We start from the raw sequence: 20040 nt of genomic DNA, 5'->3' as shown, positions 1-20040 counted from the left end.
ATTATTCTCGCTACAATCTCCAGCTTTTCCACGGCATGGACGCCGTTCGCATTATCAGCCTCGAGAAGACCCATGCTGACCGGCAGTTATTCCCCCGCACTGGTGCTGATCTCCCTGTTTGTGGCGATCCTGGCTTCCTATACCGCCCTGGACATGACCGGGCGTATCGCCACCGCCAAGGGCCGGGCGGCGCAATTGTGGATGGCCGGTGGCGCCCTGGCCATGGGGATTGGCGTCTGGTCGATGCACTTTATCGGAATGTTGGCGTTTCGCCTGCCCATCACCCTGGGCTATGACATCGGTATAACGGCGCTGTCGCTGCTGATCGCCGTGTTGTCCAGCGGGTTCGCCCTGTGGCTGGTCAACCAATCGCGCCTGCCGGCCTGGCAACTGGGCCTGGGAGCCTTGATCATGGGCGCGGGCATCAGTGCCATGCACTACACCGGCATGGCCGCTATGCGCATGATGCCGGGCATCGACTACGATCCCACGTTATTTGGCGCCTCGCTGCTGATTGCCGTGGGCGCCTCGGCCGCCGCGTTGTGGATTGCCTTTAAGCTGCGGCGCAATACCCCCTATGTGCGCCTGGCACGGGGCGGCGCGGCGGTGGTGATGGGCGTGGCCATCGTCGGCATGCATTACACCGGCATGGCGGCGGCGCGCTTTGCCGATGGCAGCTTTTGCGGGGCCTCGGTGGATGGCCTGAGCGGCAGCGGCCTGGATAACCTGGTCTTGGTGACCACCCTGGCGGTCTTGGCCATCGCCCTGTTGACCTCGTTGCTCGACGCCCGGCTGGAAGCGCGCACCGCCGTGCTGGCCGACTCCCTGACCCAGGCCAACCAGGAGCTGACCCACCTGGCCCTGCACGATACCCTGACCGGCCTGCCCAACCGCACGCTGCTGGCCGATCGTATCCAGCAGGCAACACAGCTGGTGGCGGAGCAGGGTGGCTGTTTTGCCTTGATGTTTATCGACCTGGACGGCTTCAAGCCAGTCAACGATGCCTTTGGCCATCATCTGGGCGACCAGTTGTTGCGCGAGGTCGGCCTGCGCCTGCGCGAAGACCTGCGCAGCCAGGACACCCTGGCGCGGATCGGCGGCGATGAGTTTGTGCTGCTGGTGCAACTGAGCCAGCCCGACGATGCACTGCGCCTGGCCGAACGCCAGGTGGGGCTGATCAACAAGTCGTTCCGGGTGGCCGAGCATGATTTGAACATCTCCGCCAGCGTCGGCATTGCGATGTTCCCCGGCAATGGTGCCACGCCCCAGGAACTGCTGATGAATGCCGATGCGGCGATGTATCACGCCAAGAGCATGGGCAAAAACGGCTACAGCTTTTTCGATGTGTCGATGAACACCAACGCACGCAAACAATTGCAGCTGCTCCAGGATTTGCGCATTGCGGTGGAGCAACAGCAGTTCCGCCTGTATTACCAGCCCAAGTTCGATGCCCTCAGCGGCCGCGCCATCGGCGCCGAAGCCCTGTTGCGCTGGGAGCATCCACAACACGGCCTGTTGTTGCCGGACAAGTTTATCGAGCTTGCGGAAAAGACCGGCCTGATCATCGCCATCGGCGACTGGGTGCTCAACGAAGCCTGCCGGCAAATGCAGCTGTGGTTTGCCCTGGGCTACCGTGACTGGCGCATTGCGGTCAACCTGTCGGCCCTGCAGTTCTGCCATGCCGGGCTGGTCACCAGCGTTGCCAAGGCCCTGCAACGCCACCAGCTACCGGCCAATAGCCTGACCCTGGAAATCACCGAAACCACGGCCATGAGCGATGCCGATGCCAGCATGACGGTGCTGCAAAAACTCTCGGAAATGGGCGTGGACCTGTCTATCGACGACTTTGGCACCGGTTACTCCAGCCTGATGTACCTCAAGCGCCTGCCCGCCAATGAGCTGAAGATTGACCGCGGGTTTGTCCGTGACCTCGAACATGACAGCGACGATGCGGCTATCGTCTCGGCGATTGTTGCCCTGGGCCAGGCCCTTGGCCTGCGCATTGTGGCCGAAGGGGTGGAGACCGACATGCGGCAGAACTTCCTCACCCGCCTGGGGTGCGACTCGCTGCAAGGCTACCTGCTGGGCCATCCGTTGCCGCCAGACACTTTTATGAGCGCCATCGTCGCCAAGGAACAACAGGCGCCGCCGCCGGCCGCCCCCTGACCGGCATTGACCCCGGTCCATGCAAAACCTGGCAGGCACAGGTATTCTTGGGCCCAACAGCTGAAGTTGAATGGGGAGTCAGTACAGATGGACAAAGTTGTCGTCATCACCGGTGCCAGCCGTGGGATCGGAGCCGCCACGGCCTTGCTGGCGGCCCGGCAGGGCTATCGCATCTGCATCAATTTCCAGTCCGATGAAGACGCCGCGCTACGGGTACTGGAACAGGTACGCGCCCTGGGCGCCCAGGCCATTGCGGTGCGCGCCGACGTCAGCATCGAAGACGAAGTGATTGGCCTGTTCCACCGGGTCGACGCCGAATTGGGCCGCGTCACTGCGCTGGTCAACAATGCCGGCACTGTCGGGCACAAGTCCCGCGTCGATGAGATGTCCGAATTCCGTATCCTGAAAACCCTCAAGACCAATGTGCTGGGCCCGATCCTGTGTGCCAAGCACGCCTTGTTGCGCATGTCGCCCCGGCATGGCGGGCAGGGCGGCAGCATCGTCAACGTTTCCTCGGTGGCCGCACGCCTGGGCTCGCCGGGCGAGTACGTGGACTATGCGTCGTCCAAGGGCGCACTGGACACCTTCACCATCGGCCTGGCCAAGGAAGTGGCGGGCGAGGGGATTCGGGTAAATGCCGTGCGCCCCGGGTACATCTTCACTGATTTCCATGCCTTGAGCGGCGATCCTGAGCGGGTCAGCAAGCTCGAATCGGCGATTCCCATGGCCCGTGGCGGGCGGCCGGATGAAGTGGCGGAGGCGATTGTCTGGCTGCTGTCGGACAAGGCGTCCTATGCCACGGGGACGTTTGTTGACCTGGGGGGCGGGCGATAACACGGGCCAAACTCCTTGCCACCGCTCGAACCTCAAAAAGCGCGCAACGCCGCGTAGCCTTCGCGGGCGAACTGGTCCAGGCAGTCCGCCTCCGAGTTGTGCTGGATGATGACCCCCCTCTCGGCAAAACCGTCTATGTTACCGTTGCGCTCATCGCTACCGTCGAGCTTGCGCTCGTCCAGGTTATCGATAAAACGCAACACTCTTTCCAGGTCATAGGCCGCATTGGCGCGTGATTCCGGGTCTGGATTGGCTTGCGTCCAGTCACCCACATGCTGCTTGAGATCATGCTCCAACTGCCAGCGGTGATGCCCGTCGAGGAAGTGCTTCAAGACCGTGCTCTGTTCGATAATTTTTTGCGCCGAACGCTGATCCCCGACAGGACGTCCCATTGGCCCAGCCAGTTGGCGCACTTCGTGCTGTTCTGCGACACGCATGTAGTTGGGCGGGATGGGCAATGGAAAATAAAAAAATGGCGGCAGGAGATTATTCATGGCGTCTGGCTCTGTTTTAATGAGAACGCGCTGATCCTAAACCGCTAAATGGCAGCTTCCAACGGGATTATTTGGCCGGTTTATTTCAAGCCTGCCCTCAAAACGAACGCACAATCCGCCCCAGCGTTTCCATGGCCTTTTCCGCCGCCTCATCCCAGGGGCTGCCGTAGTTCAGACGGATGCAGTTACGAAAGCGCTGGGTCGGCGAGAAAATCGGCCCCGGCGCGATGCTGATACCCTGGGCCAGGGCCATCTGGAACAGTTTCAGCGAATCGGTCTGCTCCGGCAGCTCCAGCCACAAGAAGTAGCCGCCGGCGGGCTGGCTGACCCGGGTCTGCGCCGGGAAATAGCGAGCAATGGCGGCGAGCATCGCGCTTTGCTGCTCTTCCAGGGCATAGCGCAGTTTGCGCAGGTGCCGATCGTAGCCACCGTGTTGCAAATAGTCGGCAATCGCTGCCTGGGCCGGCATCGAGGCGCAGAGCGAGGTCATCAGCTTCAGGCGCTCGATTTTTTGCGCATAGCGGCCGGCCGCCACCCAACCGACGCGATAGCCAGGGGCCAGGCTCTTGGCAAAGGAGCCGCAGTGCATCACCAGGCCTTCGGTGTCAAAAGCCTTGGCCGGCTTGGGCGCCTGCTGGCCGTAGTACAGTTCGGCGTACACATCGTCTTCGATCAGCGGCACCTGATGCCCGCGCAACAACTCGACCAACTCCTGTTTCTTGACCTCGGGCATGGTGGCGCCCATGGGGTTCTGGAAACTGCTCATGCACCAGCAGGCCTTGATCGGGTAGCGCTCCAGGGTCTGGGCCAGCACCTTGAGGTCAAGGCCGTCACGCGGGTGCACCGGGATTTCCACGGCCTTGAGCTTCAAGCGCTCCAGCACCTGCAGGCAGGCATAAAACGCTGGGGCTTCGATGGCCACCAGGTCGCCCGGCTCGGTCACTGCTTGCAGGCACAGGTTCAGTGCTTCGAGGGCGCCATTGGTGATCAGCAGCTCCTCCATGGGCAACATCAAGCCGCCGACCATGTAGCGCAGGGCGATTTGCCGGCGCAGTTGCGGGTTGCCCGGCGACATGTCGGTGACCACCATGCGCGGGTCCATTTCGCGGCTGGCGCTGGCCAGGGAGCGGGCCAGGCGTTGCAGGGGGAACAGCGTCGGGCTGGGAAAGGCCGAGCCAAAGGGCACGGTCTGCGGGTCCTTGATCGAATCGAGCACGGAAAACACCAGTTCACTGACGTCCACCTCGGTGGACTCGTGCACATGGGCGCTGACCGCCGGTTCCGAGAACGGGCTGGGGGCATGGGTATTGACGAAATACCCGGAGCGCGGCCGCGCCCGGATCAAGCCACGGCGCTCCAGCAGGTAATAGGCCTGGAACACCGTGGACGGGCTGACGCCATAGGTCTGGCTGGCATAGCGCACTGACGGCACCCGCTGGCCCGGTCCGAGGACGCCGGAGCGGATCAGTTCAGCGATGTCGTCGGCAAATTTCTCGTAGCGTTTCATCGTGATCCTAGGGTCTACACAGGTAAAAATGTGGGAGCGGGCTTGCCCGCGATGGCGGTGTGTCAGTAGCCAATAGTTCGACTGACACACCGTAATCGCGGGCAAGCCCACTCCCACCTGTCTCAGCGGTTCAGCGGCGCCACAAAACGGCTCTCGGCGACACTATAAACACTTGGCTCATCCCTATCCGTCACCTTGAAACGGATGGTTTGCGAGCTGCTGCTCGGTTTGTCACGGGTCAAGGCTACAGACACCGGCACATCGGTGATTTCCCCGGGGGCCAGGCTGATCTGGGTCTTGCCTTGCAGTTGGAAGCCTTCGCCATCCACCAGCTCTACGTGGTAATCCTGGCGCAGTTGGGTCTTGTTGATGATCTTCAGGCTGTAGATGTTCTCGATCAGCCCCTGGCTGTTTTCGCGGAACATACCACGGTCCTTGGTCACGTCCAGCGACACCATCGGCCGCTGCACCAACGCCATCACCAACGCGGCGATCATCACCAGCAACACCGCACTGTAGCCGATCAACCGTGGCCGCAGCAGGTGGGTCTTGCCACCTTGCAACTGATGCTCGGAGGTGTAGCCCACCAAACCCCGCGCATAGCCCATCTTGTCCATGATTGAATCACAGGCATCGATGCACGCCGCACAACCGATGCATTCCATTTGCAGGCCGTCGCGGATGTCGATGCCGGTGGGGCAGACCTGCACGCACAAGTGGCAGTCGATACAGTCGCCCAGGCCGACCTCGGCCGGGTTTACATCACGTTTGCGCGGGCCACGGCTTTCGCCACGGGCGGCGTCGTAGGAAATGGTCAGGGTGTCCTTGTCGAACATCACGCTCTGGAACCGCGCATACGGGCACATATGCATGCACACCGCTTCGCGCAGCCAGCCGGCATTGATGTAGGTGGCGCCGGTAAAGAACAGCACCCAGAACAGGCTGACACCGCCCATCTGCCAGGTCAGCAGCTCTTCGGCCAGGGGGCGGATCGGCGTGAAGTAGCCGACAAAGGTCAGGCCGGTCAGCACGCTGATGGCCAGCCACAGGGTGTGCTTGGCGGCCCGGCGCGCCAGCTTGTTCACGCCCCAGGGCGCGGCCTGTAGCTTGATCCTTTGGTTACGCTCGCCTTCGGTGATCTTTTCGCACCACATAAACAGCCAGGTAAACGAACTTTGCGGGCAGGTGTAGCCACACCACACACGGCCGGCAAACACGGTGATCGCAAACAGGCCGAAGGCACAGATGATCAACAGCGCCGACAACAGGATGAAGTCCTGGGGCCAGAAGGTCGCGCCAAAGATATGGAACTTGCTTTCAGCCAAGTCCCACAGTACCGCCTGGCGTGAATCCCAGTTCAGCCACACGGTGCCAAAAAACGCCAGGAACAAAAAGCCCGCACCGCTTATGCGCAAGGTACGGAACAGGCCGGTGAAACTACGGGTATGGATCTGGTTGTCGCTGGCCTTGGCCTTCATCTTCTTTGGATGTGCAGGCTCGAAGTTTTCTACTAATCGGACGGGGATTCTATCGCTCATGGTCTTTCGCTCATCAGCCTCCATCAGGCCGACAAACTATGGGCCGCGATCTGTTTGCATAACAGACTCAGGTAAAACGATAAAAAGCGGATCAGATGGGTTTTTAAGGCGCGCCTGCGACAATGTGCAGCACCCCGCAAGCCGTGGGGCTCGTGCCTGGATCAACAGCGCTGGGGGCATGCTGATCCAGGTCAATCAAATCACCGAATCACCGGTGCTGGCCTTCAACCGTCGGCGTTCTTACTGATTCTGCTCTTGCTCAAGCGAGAGCCGACTTCTAAAAAGATGCCTGCTGTCTTATCACTTTGCTGGAAACCTCGCTGCAGACTGTCCATCGTATGCTGCCATTCGGTTATGAGATTCAGGACGCCATTGTCACCGTCAGTGCCGACAGAGATCAGTTGGTAATACATGTTGTATCTTCTTTCTTCGTTTTCATCCTTCATCCTCTTGAGCACTTCCTCCCCAATAGTGAGAAGATCGTTATTGATTTTGTCTGTAAATAGAGAGGCTAATTCTGTGAGGATTTTGCCATTTTCTTTGGCATAGGGGCCCCGTAGCAATGAGTTGATACTCTGCGCAGTCAATAGATCATTAATCTTCTTCAAGACTTCAGCGTTCTTTTTAGAGCTGGGGTTACGCAGTAACTCAATGACATTCTCGGGTGTTATAAAGGCGTGCAGTTCTCTGAGACTTTTCTCGCGTATAAATTCACTTATCGCGGTGCGCGTGGGTGAAGTACCGTCTGGCCCTCGGTCCCGCCCTGCGCTCTGGGCGTCGGATGGGGGCTCAGTTGTGTGGATTGGATGAGGGGCTCTGGGTTGGTTACTGATGATCGACATGGTCAGTCCTTTAGGTGTAGCACCTACTACGGATATGAAGTTGCAGGTATGTGTGAAATCAGCCTAGAGCACCGAGGCAAAGCAAACGTTAATCCTTGTCTACCCTGTTGGTGGGAATGTTCTCCTTAAGGTGTTGGAGGATTCTGTGCCAGAGGAGTGGACACACCGCGGTACTGAGCACCGTACTGGCGCCAGTGGTATTCAGCAGTGAAGCGACTGGACAAGCCTTAGCTTCGGGCTCCTATACGATAACCGGCGGCAGAGTCGTCGGTGGTTCTTCCTTTGCCGGTGGCACGCTTTCCGGAGGCTCCTGCTCAGGGATCGGCTCTGGCTCGGTCTGTGGCAAGGTGGGGTGATCAATATTCGGGTCTGGGGTTTGGGCGGGAATCGGGATATTCATCGCGGTGGCCTCGTTTGTGCTTTGCTCAATCGGTGGACAACCGCCATGGCCGATTGATTCCCGCCCAGTGGCGGCACATCCATCTGAACTTTGCGCCGGCCACCGGGCTCGGACCTTATGTGGCCGGCTCAGCAAGAGCCCGCCTGCAGCAATCAAGCACAAGAGCGTCCATGGGGCGTAAGGGGAGATGCTCGATGACGGCTGAAATATCCGCATTACCGCTGTCCCAGGCACTGTTGCTGCCCAGGATCGCCATTGAAGACACGATGCCGGTGATTGATGCCGGCGCATTCGCGGTCAAGGCCGTGCAAGGGCAAGCCATCCACGTTACCAGCAAGGTATTCGCTGACGGGCATGACCAGTTGGCCGTGTTGATTCGCTGGCGGTCGTTGAGTGACGACAACTGGCAGCGCGAAGTCATGGCAGACAAGGGCAACAACACCTGGGAAGGCACTTTCGACGTCACCCTGCAGGGCCCGCACCAATATTGCATCGAGGCGTGGATCGACCATTTCGCCAGTTTCTGCTACGAACTGGGCAAGAAACACACCGCCGGGGTTCCCGTCAGCCTGGAGCTGCAGGAAGGTCGCCAGCAGGTCTTGCAAGCCGCTGAACGCAGTGAAGGTGAGCTGCAGGAGCACTTGCAGCAATTGCATCAACAATTGTCCGGGCTGCTGGAAACCGAGCAGGTCGCGTTGTTTCTGCACGAACACAGTGCACAGCTGATGGCCGAGGCCGATTTGCGCCCCTACCTGAGTATCAGCCCGGTGTATCCACTGGATGTGGAACGCCCCCAGGCGCTGTTTGCCAGTTGGTACGAGCTGTTCCCACGCTCGATCACCGACGATCCGGCGCGCCACGGCACCTTCAATGACGTGCATGGGCGCCTGGCGATGATCCACGACATGGGCTTTGACGTGCTGTACTTCCCGCCGATCCACCCCATCGGCCGCAGCCACCGCAAGGGCAGGAACAACGCACTGAGCGCCGGCCCCGACGATCCCGGCAGCCCCTATGCGATTGGCAGCGAGGAGGGCGGCCACGATGCAATCCATTCGCAACTGGGCAGCCGCGAGGATTTCCGCCGCCTGGTGGCGGCTGCCGCCGAGCATGGCCTGGAGATTGCCCTGGACTTTGCCATCCAGTGTTCCCAGGACCACCCATGGCTCAAGCAGCACCCCGGCTGGTTCAACTGGCGCCCGGACGGCACGATCAAATACGCGGAGAACCCGCCGAAAAAATACCAGGATATCGTCAACGTCGATTTCTATGCCGCCGATGCGATCCCCAGCCTGTGGCTGGAGTTGCGCGATATCGTGCTGGGCTGGGTCGAGGAGGGCGTGAAGACCTTCCGCGTCGACAACCCCCACACCAAGCCGCTGCCATTTTGGCAGTGGCTGATCAGCGACGTACGGGCCCGGCACCCCGAGGTGATCTTCCTCGCCGAAGCCTTTACCACCCCGGCGATGATGGCGCGCCTGGGCAAGGTCGGCTACTCCCAGAGCTACACCTATTTCACCTGGCGCAACACCAAGGCCGAACTCAGCGAGTACTTCACCCAACTGAACCAGTCGCCCTGGCGTGAATGCTACCGGCCGAACTTTTTCGTCAATACCCCGGATATCAACCCAGGCTTCCTGCATGAGTCCGGCCGCCCTGGGTTCTTGATCCGCGCGGCGCTGGCCACCATGGGCTCGGGCCTGTGGGGCATGTATTCGGGCTTTGAACTGTGTGAAAGCGCGCCGGTGCCGGGCAAGGAAGAGTACCTGGACTCGGAAAAGTACGAGATCCGCCCTCGGGACTTCAGCGCCCCCGGCAACATCATTGCCGAGATCGCCCAGCTCAACCGCATCCGCCGGCAAAACCCGGCGCTGCAGACACACCTGGGGCTGACGCTCTACAACGCGTTCAACGACAACATCCTGTACTTCGGCAAGCGCAGCGAGGATGGCAGCAACTTCATCCTGATCGCCGTCAGCCTCGACCCGTTCAACCCCCAGGAGGCGCATTTCGAGCTGCCGCTGTGGGAGATGGGCCTGCCGGACGACGCCCAGGTCCAGGGCGAAGACCTGATGAATGGCCATCGCTGGACCTGGTACGGCAAGACCCAATGGATGCGCATCGAGCCCCACCTGCCGTTTGGCATCTGGCGCGTCACCCAGTCTTGATGCTGGCGGCGATCGAATGTGGGAGCGGGCTTGCCCGCGATAGCAGTGTTTCAGTCACGTATCCATCAACTGATCCAGCGCTATCGCGGGCAAGCCCGCTCCCACATTGAGCACGTCCTGTCTGTCAATTTTTTTGAATTATCCAGGAGTTTCCAATGGCGAAGAAACCCAAGGCTGCCACCTTTATCAAGGACCCGCTCTGGTACAAGGACGCGGTGATTTACCAGGTTCACGTCAAATCCTATTTCGACGCCAACAACGACGGCATCGGTGATTTCCCCGGGCTGATCGCCAAACTCGACTACATCGCCGACCTGGGCGTGAACACCATCTGGCTGTTGCCGTTCTACCCCTCGCCACGCCGCGACGACGGCTATGACATCGCCGAATACCGTGGCGTGCACAGCGACTACGGGACCCTGGCCGACGCCAAGCGCTTTATCGCCGAGGCGCACAAGCGCGGCCTGCGGGTGATCACGGAGCTGGTGATCAACCACACCTCCGACCAGCACCCGTGGTTCCAGCGGGCGCGCAAGGCCAAGCCCGGCTCCAGCGCCCGGGACTTCTACGTGTGGTCCGACGACGACCAGAAATACGACGGCACCCGTATCATTTTCCTCGACACCGAAAAGTCCAACTGGACCTGGGACCCGGTCGCCGGTCAGTACTTCTGGCACCGCTTCTATTCCCACCAGCCAGACCTCAACTTCGACAACCCGCAAGTCATGAAAGCCGTGTTGTCGGTGATGCGCTACTGGCTGGACATGGGCATCGATGGCCTGCGCCTGGACGCGATCCCGTACCTGATCGAGCGCGACGGCACCCACAACGAAAACCTCCCCGAAACCCATGACGTGCTCAAGCAGATCCGTGCCGAGATCGACGCCAACTACCCCGACCGCATGCTGCTGGCCGAAGCCAACCAGTGGCCGGAAGACACCCAGTTGTACTTTGGCGAGCAGAAGGGCGACGACGGCGATGAATGCCATATGGCCTTTCACTTCCCGCTGATGCCGCGCATGTACATGGCCCTGGCCCAGGAGGATCGCTTCCCGATCACCGATATCCTGCGCCAGACCCCGGAGATTCCGGCCAACTGCCAATGGGCGATTTTCCTGCGCAACCACGATGAGCTGACCCTGGAAATGGTCACCGACAAAGAGCGCGATTACCTGTGGAACTACTACGCCGCCGACCGCCGCGCGCGCATCAACCTGGGCATCCGCCGGCGCCTGGCGCCCTTGATGGAGCGTGACCGTCGGCGCATCGAGCTGCTCAACAGCCTGCTGCTGTCGATGCCCGGCACGCCGACCCTGTATTACGGCGATGAAATCGGCATGGGCGACAACATCTACCTGGGCGACCGCGACGGCGTGCGTACGCCGATGCAATGGTCCATCGACCGCAACGGCGGGTTTTCCCGCGCCGACCCGGCCAGCCTGGTGCTGCCGCCGATCATGGACCCGCTTTACGGCTACCAGTCGGTCAACGTCGAAACCCAGGCCCAGGACCCGCATTCGCTGCTGAACTGGACCCGACGCATGCTGGCGATCCGCAAGCAGTCCAAGGCCTTCGGGCGCGGCAGCCTGAAAATGCTCTCGCCCAGCAATCGCCGGATCCTGGCCTACACCCGCGAATACACCGGCGTCGACGGCAAGCCTGAAATCATCCTGTGCGTGGCCAACGTCTCGCGCACGGCCCAGGCGGCGGAATTGGACCTGTCAGCGTTTGCCGGCATGGTCCCGGTGGAAATGCTCGGCGGCAACGCCTTCCCCCCCATTGGCCAGCTCAATTTCCTGCTGACCCTGGCCCCTTATGGCTTCTACTGGTTCGTGCTCGCCGCCGAAAACCAGATGCCCAGCTGGCATGTGGAACCGGCCCAGAGCCTGCCGGACTTCACCACCCTGGTGTTGAAAAAACGCCTCGAAGAATTGCTCGAAGCGCCGTGCCGCACCACCCTGGAGCAGACCTCGTTGCCTAGCTGGCTGCCCAAGCGGCGTTGGTTTGCCAATAAGGGCTCAGCCATCGAGCGCGTGCATATCGCCTATGGCGTACGTTTTGGCGATGCCCAGCATCCGGTGCTGCTCAGTGAGATTGAAGTGACCAGTGGCGGGCAGACCAGCCGTTACCAACTGCCATTCGGCTTGTTGGGCGAAGACCAGTTCAGCGGCGCCTTGGCGCAGCAACTGGCCCTGGCGCGGGTGCGCCGGGTACGCCAGGTGGGCTTGATCACCGATGCCTTCAGCCTCGACAGCTATATCCGTGCGGTGCTCGAGGGCCTGCGCGCCCAGACCGTGCTCAGCAGCAGCGACGGCGAGATCCGTTTCCAAGCCACCCCCCAACTGGCCGACCTGCCGCTGGGGGATGAATTGCCAGTACGTTACCTGGCGGCCGAACAGTCCAACAGTTCGGTGGTGGTCGGCGAAAGCCTGGTGCTCAAGTTGATCCGCAAGGTCAGCGCCGGGGTTCACCCGGAACTGGAAATGGGCGCCTACCTGACCGCCGCCGGCTATGGGCATATCTCGCCGCTGCTGGGGTCGGTGATCCGTCGCGATGCCGAGGGCCAGGACACTCTGTTGATGATTGCCCAGGGCTATCTCAGTAACCAGGGCGACGCCTGGGGCTGGACCCAGAACAACCTGGAACGGGCCATCCGCGATGAGCTGGCCGAGGCCATGTCCGAGCAGGAGCAGCACTACAACGCCCTGGGTGAACTGGCGGATTTCGCCGGGCTGCTCGGGCAGCGGCTGGGGGAAATGCACCACGTCCTGGCTGCGCCAACGGCCAACCCGGACTTCCAGCCGCAAGTCACCTCGGTCAAGGACAGCCAGGGTTGGGCCAAACAGGTGGGGGCGCAGATCGCGCGTGCCCTGCAGTTGCTCAAACAGCACCAACCTGAATTGAACCCGGCCGACCAGGTCCTGGTCACTCAACTACTGACCCAGGAAAAGGCGATTGCCAGCCATGTACAGGCCCTGGCGAAAGCCACGGTAGGCGGTTTGCGCATCCGCGTGCATGGTGATTTGCACCTGGGCCAAGTGCTGGTGGTCAAGGGCGATGCCTACCTGATCGACTTTGAAGGCGAGCCCGCACGGCCGCTGCACGAGCGCCGGGGCAAACACAGCCCATACAAAGACGTCAGCGGCGTGTTGCGTTCGTTCGACTATGCCGCCGCCATGGCCCTGAATGTGCAAGGCCAAGGCCTGGAGCACTCGGCCGCCGCCGATGCGGCATGCCAGCGCGTGGCGGAGCGTTACCTGAATCAAGCGCGCCAGGCGTTTATCCAGGCGTATCAACAGGCTACGTCTACACTGGCGCATGACTGGCAGGATGCCAAGGGCGCGCAGGCGGCACTGGCGTTGTTCAGCCTGGAGAAGGCCGCGTACGAAGTGGCCTACGAGGCAGAGAATCGTCCGACCTGGCTGGCGGTGCCATTGCGCGGATTGCACGGGTTGTTGGAAGGTTATTAATGACGGTCAGCCCAAGCGCGCGAACCTCAAGGTGGGAGAAACCATGAGCTTTACACATAAAGAACCGCTGCAATCGAAGTTCGCTGTCATGCCTGCGCCCAAGGACATTGAAGCCCTGGTGCGCGCCGAACATCCAGATCCTTTTGCGATCCTCGGCCCCCACGACGATGAGCAGGGCGGCCAGGTTATCCGCGCATTCCTGCCGGAGGCCTTGAGTGTACAGGTGCTGGCCCGGGACCGCGGCGAAGTGCTTGGCAGCCTGGATACCACCCCGGTGCCGGGCTTGTTTATCGGGCATTTCGCCACGCGCCAGGGCTACCTGTTGCAGATCCAGTGGGCCGGTGGCGAGCAGATCACCGAAGACCCCTACAGTTTCGGCCCGTTGCTCGGCGAGATGGACCTGTACCTGTTTGCCGAAGGCAATCACCGCAACTTGAGCGGTTGCCTGGGGGCCCAGGTGATGAGCGTCGATGGCATCCAGGGCGTGCGCTTTGCGGTGTGGGCGCCGAATGCGCGGCGGGTGTCGGTGGTGGGCGACTTCAATATCTGGGACGGGCGCCGCCACCCGATGCGCCTGCGGCATCCCGCCGGGGTCTGGGAGATCTTTATCCCGCGCCTGCAAGCCGGCGCCGCCTACAAATACGAAATCCTCGGCGCTGCCGGCATCCTGCCGCTCAAGGCCGACCCCATGGCCCTGGCCACGCAACTGCCACCTGACACCGCGTCGAAAGTCGCCGCGCCGTTACAGGTGGACTGGGCCGATGAGGCCTGGATGCAGGCCCGTGGCGCGCGCCAGGCGGCCAGTGCGCCGTTGTCGATCTATGAACTGCACGTCGGCTCCTGGCAATGCGAGCTCGATGAGTTGGGCGAAGTGGCGCGCCAATATAGCTGGCGCGAACTGGGGGAGCGGCTGATTCCCTATGTGCAACAACTGGGCTTTACCCATATCGAGCTGATGCCGATCATGGAGCACCCCTTCGGTGGCTCCTGGGGCTACCAGCCGCTGTCGCAATTCGCGCCCAGTGCGCGTTTTGGCTCGCCCGATGAGTTCGGCGCCTTCGTCAATGCCTGCCATCTGGCGGGTATCGGCATCATTCTCGACTGGGTGCCGGCGCATTTCCCCACCGATGCCCACGGCCTGGCCCAGTTTGACGGCACCGCGCTGTACGAGTACGGCAACCCGCTGGAAGGCTTCCACCAGGATTGGGACACGCTGATCTACAACCTGGGGCGCACCGAAGTCCACGGCTTTATGCTGGCCTCGGCGCTGCACTGGCTCAAGCATTTCCATATCGATGGGCTGCGGGTGGATGCGGTGGCGTCGATGCTGTATCGCGACTATTCACGCAAGGCCGGCGAGTGGGTGCCCAACCGCCACGGTGGGCGCGAGAACCTCGAAGCCATCGACTTCCTGCGGCATTTGAATGACGTGGTCGCCCTGGAAGCCCCCGGGGCCCTGGTGATCGCCGAAGAGTCCACTGCTTGGCCGGGCGTCAGCCAGCCGACGCAGCAGGGTGGCCTGGGCTTCAATTACAAATGGAACATGGGCTGGATGCACGATTCGCTGCATTACATCCAACAGGACCCGGTGTACCGCGCCCATCATCACAATGAGCTGAGTTTCGGCCTGGTGTACGCCTGGTCGGAACGCTTTGTGCTGCCGATTTCCCACGATGAAGTGGTGCATGGCAAACACTCGCTGATCGACAAGATGCCCGGCGACCGCTGGCAGAAATTCGCCAACCTGCGGGCCTACCTGAGCTTTATGTGGATGCATCCCGGCAAAAAACTATTGTTCATGGGCTGTGAATTCGGCCAGTGGCGCGAGTGGAATCACGACGAGCAACTGGACTGGTACCTGCTGCAATACCCGGAACACCGCGGCGTGCAGAAACTGGTGGGCGACCTTAACCGCCTGTACCGCCAAGAGCCGGCGCTGCATGAACAAGACGCCGCGCCCCAGGGCTTCCAGTGGTTGATTGGCGACGATGCGATCAACAGCGTCTATGCCTGGCTGCGCTGGAGCAAGGACGGCAAGGCGGTGCTGGTGGTGGCCAACTTCACTCCGGTGCCCCGTGAGGCGTACCAGGTGGGTGTGCCCTTTGCCGGCAGTTGGAAAGAGCTGATCAATAGTGATGCCGGCACCTATTGCGGCTCCAACTACGGCAATGGCGGCGAAGTGTTCACCCAGGATGAGCCTCACCATGGGCAGCCGGTGTCGCTGGCGTTGAACTTGCCGCCATTGGCGGTGCTGATACTGAGCCAGGCGTGAAGGGGGGCGGCTAGGCCATCGTGGTTTAACCACAATGGCCTGACGAACGCGGTTACCAATCCGTCTGGAACATTTTCTTACGTGTGCGCCACATAAGAATGACCAGCGATCAGGCGTAGTTCCCCAGTCCTAATCGTTTTGTCGCTGGGCCGGTGTATCACTGCCAGAGACGAATAATCATGACGCCTGTCCACCTGAATACACGATTTTTGCCTGCTGCCGCTCCCACCTTACAACGCTCCGACACGCCACCCGCTTCCGAAGGCAATGCCAGCCTGACGTTGGTGCAACCGCCTGCGCCAGCGGCCACCTCACACCAGGCGCAAGTGCGGGGAAAACTCGGTGATCTGGATGAAATACTGCGGGTGCTGCACACGCTGAACACCCCCAATGCCGTGGTCAATAAAAGTTTGTTTCTCAACAAAGACTCGCCGCTGATACCCGCCAATGGCTCCACCCAACCGGGTACCAATCGGCTGGATAACATGCTCGCGTTTTACGGGATAGTGCCCTCCAACCCCAAGACATCGGAGCAGGTGCAAGCGGCGATTAACGCCGTGGAAGACGCCCGCAGCGAAATTGCCCTGGGCCTGGATGATGCTTCCAGTGATGTGGATGGCTTGTTGCGCAAGAGCAATGATCCAGCGATCCAGGCCTGGGTCGCCGCGCAAGAGGCCAAGTACAAAAAACCTTTGCTCAGCCAGTTGACCGAAGAACTCTCGCCACAGGCCCTGAAAAAAGCCCAGGGCACGCCGGCCGCCGTGCTGGAACTGATACTCAAATCGCCCAAGGCCAATGAACGGGTTCAGCAGTTGTTAGGAACCCTGGGTGGGGCCGATTTCCCCCTGGATGGCGTGATTACGCCCGGCGTCAAGGTCAAGCTGTTGCTCAAGGCCCTGACCTTGAGCCTGGACCCGCTGCAGGCGCGTAAACCCGGGGAGGTGGCCGGCTTTAATCTGGCCTCAAGTGACCATTGGGGCCAAAGCTACCCGTCGATAAAGTCCGCGTTCAGGCAACACCTGGTCGATTCAAAGCAGTTTTCCAGCGATCAGGCGTCTCTGGCGGCCTATATTCTGCAACCCCAGTTCCCGGTCGACTTTGCCGTGCGTGATATGCCGGCGGACCTGCCTTACCGGGGTTCGGCGGTGTGGGTGAACTTCCAGCATGGCGTCAATCTGGCCGAAACAATCAAACCGGGCTCGTCGCGGGGCATGGGTTTTCAACAACTGGTCGATCTGCCTGGCAAGCTCAGTGAGCAAGCGACCACGGACAACGACTGGGCACTTATAACGTCGACCCGGACCCAGGCGACCTTGGAGTGGGCGGTGGCACAAGGTGTACTCGCGCAAAAGGAAAGCTATTCGCCGGAGGATATCAATAAGGCGGCCACTGCATTTGATGAGCACAGTGCCGGTGTGGTCGCGGCAACCGAGCAGATGATGGCCGATGTGCCGATGCGCAAGGACTATTTCGAGCGTATGGAGAAGGGCACTTCCCGTACCGAATTACTGAGCCTGATCAGCCCTATTTTTGCGCTGTACAGGCATGCCAGCGGCGAGAAAATCACCCCCTCGGACATTCTCTATCAATACCCTGTTTATGATGAAGGACAGTTCCAGGGGGCGTTTGACAAATACCTGGCCGACACCAAGGTCGCCTACGGAACGCTTATCCACAACCAATTGGCCCAGTTGCCGCTAAAGGACCGCGAGGCGATTGAACGGGGTGACGTAACGCTGTATGCCCTGCGGACAAAACCCGGCACCGATGAGACAGACGAGGAGAAAAAGGCGGCAATCACACGTCCGGCGTTTATTCTCAAGGCGGTACACCAGGGTGAGACAAACTATTACGAAATGAACCCGGTCAAGGGCATCGCCCGCCGGCGCGACGACTTGAAGCCGATCCTGGAGTCCTACAACCCCACCGATAAAAACTATGGCAAGGATTTTATTTCAATTGACCATACCGCTGATGGTACGCCTTCTGAAGAGTTGGTAGTGCGCCATACCCGCCCCGACAGCAAGGTCGAATTCAAGCAACAGTGGGCAGACTACAAGGCCGGCAAGGGCCCCAAGCCCAAGAGCTTTTCCATCGTGGTACCGCAACAGCTCGCGCACTTTCCAGCGGCGGGCAATCCGTCTAAAGGTGCGGTGCCGCACACCCTGGCGTCCGAACGTTCAGTGGCGATCACCAAGGCCATTACCACGGATCTGTTTTATGTCGATGAGGACACGCTGAAAAAATGGGCCGAGTCCGACCCTGCCCGGGAAAGCGCGGCACATAAAAACGATGACGCATTTTGGGAGCGGGTCAAAGGCGTCGGCCAGATGGTTATTCCGTTCTGGAGTGGCATCGAGAACCTGATCAAGGGTGATACCAAGCAGGGCATCAAAGACCTGATCACCGATGGGCTGCTGACGTTCGCCGGCCCGGCGGGCAAGTTTGCCGCAGGCTCAGTGCGCCTCGTGTCCACGGCAGGCAAGATTGGCGTGCGGGCCCTGCTGCCAAAATTTGCACCGTTGGTGAAAAAGTTCGCAGGTTCCGTTGCGCGCAACCTCAACCCTCTCGACCCGTTGATGCCCGTGTTGAGTAGCAGTGGGCGTCGTGTGCTGAAGTATCAGGGCGAGGGCCTGAAAAATCTCCAGGCCAGCCTCGGCAAGTTCAAACAGTCTGCGGCCCTTAAACTGCCTGGCCGAGGCCGTTACGACGTTACCCCACAAATTCCCCTGACGCCCAGGCCCATTGGGCAAGGGAAGACGTTGCGGGTGCCCGAAGGGATCTCCAGTGACCAGGCCCGGGTTCTGCAGAGGCACAACCACAGCGACGTGATAATCGGTGACGATGTCTATCGCTATGACCCGAAAAAACCCGAGAGCCTGATCAAGCTCGGCGGCCCCGACGATAGCGGGCTATTTGAAGGGTTTGTGCTGACGTGTGGCGGCGGCGGCCGGCGCTTGAAACGCGACCTCAACGACCTGTGCTACACCAAACAGATCGAGCCAGGAGGAACGTCGGTCTTCCAGGACGCCCAGGCCCTTGAACATCGGCGACTGATTCCGGGGGCCGGGCCTGGAAAAGGGCCGCGCACGGTGATCCACGAGCACCGTCGTTACCGCGTCAATGAAGCGGGAAACCAGGAACTACTGCCGATGGCGAGTGTAGAACCCGTGACCTACAAGCCTCGCACAAGCGGCACGCTGGTCAACGAGCCGGATTTTGGCTATGACGATTTCGGTGTGCCCCGGGCGATCAACCAGGATACGGTGGTGGTCAAGATGGATGCGATCAGCGATATGAGTAACGATCAGCGTGTCATCCGGGGGATCAAGATCAACCATGGCGGCCACCAGTACGTAGTGGTCGAAGCGGATACCGGTGTTCACTATTACGCCGAGCTGACAGGCAACGGGCAACTCGATTTTCACCGGATGACCCGCAATGATGCGCTGGATGTTCAATTCATCAAGCAGTATGACCAATACAAGGATGTCTACGGTTTCGTGGCGCAGGGGCTTCCGGACAATCCGTTGGTGGTGCTGCCCAGCCTTGAGAGCCTGATCAAGAAAATCGTGGCTGACGAACCCATGTCGCCCGCGGAAATCACCCATCTTGCCAGTGTCTTGCAGGGGCTTTCCCCCGAGAAACAGCGCGAAGTCCTGATGGGGGTGTACGCGGCGGGCAACAACCCCGGGCATGTGGTGATCGCGGCAAAACCGATTCGCCTGGCGCCGGTCAAGAAGCCGGCTGACTTTGCCCAACTGTCGGCCGAACAACAGAACCGCGTGTATGCACAAGGGGCGAGAAAAGCGGTTGACGAGCAGTTCCAGGCCACGGGCATCCGCTCAGCCAACCAACAGGTCCCTGGGCTGGCCGGTGAGGCCGCGCGCAGCGAGACGGCGACGGAAATGGTGGGTTGGCTTTATACACGTACGGGCGCGCCGAACTATTCCGAAATGGTCCTGAAGACCGGTGCCGGCAATTGTGACCAGATGGCCAAGGTCGCCGTTGATACGATCAATGCCAGTGGCGGCAGTGCGCGGATCGCCCAGGTCAAGGGCCATACCTTCGCGATTGTCGGCGGGCCGCCGGGGCAACCGCGCAGCAAAGGCTTTGTGGGGCCGGAGTGGGACGACGCCTGGGTCGTCGACCCCTGGGCCGGTATCACCTGCCGGGCAGCCGATTACCCGGCTGCGTTCAAGGCGCGGATGCAGGAGTGGAGCCAGTCGGGCAGGCGCATCCTGATCAGCGATGGAGGGACGCCGCCCCGTTCGGTATGGAGCGATCCCATGGAGCCACGCTGGATCAGTGCAACCGTCGATGGCGAAGCCCAAGTGTTCCAATAGTCC

At 60.8% G+C, this 20040-nt stretch carries 10 protein-coding genes; 6 read left to right on the top strand and 4 right to left on the bottom strand.

Annotation, left to right across the window (positions count from 1 at the left end):
• Nucleotides 1-72: 72 nt before the first annotated feature.
• Complete coding sequence (locus tag AO268_RS29360; RefSeq protein WP_099170688.1) at nt 73-2166, top strand: putative bifunctional diguanylate cyclase/phosphodiesterase; 2094 nt, start codon at nt 73-75, stop codon at nt 2164-2166.
• Between the two features lie 87 nt (nt 2167-2253).
• Nucleotides 2254-3000 (top strand): SDR family oxidoreductase, encoded by a 747-nt coding sequence (locus tag AO268_RS29355; RefSeq protein WP_099170687.1) that lies wholly within the window; start codon nt 2254-2256, stop codon nt 2998-3000.
• Nucleotides 3001-3032: 32 nt separating this feature from the next.
• Here AO268_RS29355 and AO268_RS29350 read toward each other — a convergent pair whose 3' ends face one another.
• The 4 genes from AO268_RS29350 to AO268_RS29335 form a co-directional block, all read right to left on the bottom strand.
• Nucleotides 3033-3494 carry a hypothetical protein gene (locus AO268_RS29350; RefSeq protein ID WP_257154480.1) on the bottom strand — a complete coding sequence of 154 codons (462 nt, stop codon included), beginning with the start codon at nt 3492-3494 and terminating at the stop codon, nt 3033-3035.
• A 97-nt stretch (nt 3495-3591) separates the two neighbouring features.
• Nucleotides 3592-5001, bottom strand: coding sequence for a GntR family transcriptional regulator MpaR (gene mapR, locus AO268_RS29345; protein WP_076960998.1), 1410 nt, complete (start codon nt 4999-5001; stop codon nt 3592-3594).
• Between the two features lie 122 nt (nt 5002-5123).
• Complete coding sequence (gene ccoG, locus AO268_RS29340) at nt 5124-6539, bottom strand: cytochrome c oxidase accessory protein CcoG (protein ID WP_099170686.1); 1416 nt, start codon at nt 6537-6539, stop codon at nt 5124-5126.
• A 224-nt stretch (nt 6540-6763) separates the two neighbouring features.
• Nucleotides 6764-7381 carry a hypothetical protein gene (locus tag AO268_RS29335; RefSeq protein ID WP_076960996.1) on the bottom strand — a complete coding sequence of 206 codons (618 nt, stop codon included), beginning with the start codon at nt 7379-7381 and terminating at the stop codon, nt 6764-6766.
• 594 nt (nt 7382-7975) lie between these two features.
• Between AO268_RS29335 and AO268_RS29330 the strand changes: the two genes are divergently transcribed.
• The 4 genes from AO268_RS29330 (at nt 7976) to AO268_RS29315 (ending at nt 20037) form a co-directional block, all read left to right on the top strand.
• Nucleotides 7976-9949 carry an alpha-1,4-glucan--maltose-1-phosphate maltosyltransferase gene (locus AO268_RS29330; RefSeq protein ID WP_099170685.1) on the top strand — a complete coding sequence of 658 codons (1974 nt, stop codon included), beginning with the start codon at nt 7976-7978 and terminating at the stop codon, nt 9947-9949.
• Nucleotides 9950-10104: 155 nt separating this feature from the next.
• Entirely contained in the window at nt 10105-13419 is a 3315-nt protein-coding gene (gene treS, locus AO268_RS29325) for a maltose alpha-D-glucosyltransferase (protein ID WP_099170684.1), read from the top strand.
• Nucleotides 13420-13462: 43 nt separating this feature from the next.
• Nucleotides 13463-15691 carry a 1,4-alpha-glucan branching protein GlgB gene (gene glgB / locus AO268_RS29320; RefSeq protein WP_099170683.1) on the top strand — a complete coding sequence of 743 codons (2229 nt, stop codon included), beginning with the start codon at nt 13463-13465 and terminating at the stop codon, nt 15689-15691.
• 179 nt (nt 15692-15870) lie between these two features.
• Nucleotides 15871-20037 (top strand): hypothetical protein, encoded by a 4167-nt coding sequence (locus AO268_RS29315; protein ID WP_141562856.1) that lies wholly within the window; start codon nt 15871-15873, stop codon nt 20035-20037.
• Nucleotides 20038-20040: the final 3 nt, after the last annotated feature.

Source organism: Pseudomonas sp. ICMP 8385 (genome assembly GCF_002699915.1).
Lineage (GTDB): Bacteria > Pseudomonadota > Gammaproteobacteria > Pseudomonadales > Pseudomonadaceae > Aquipseudomonas > Aquipseudomonas gessardii.
Note: the sequence above shows the minus strand (reverse complement) of the source record. Positions and strands in the feature narration are given on the sequence as shown.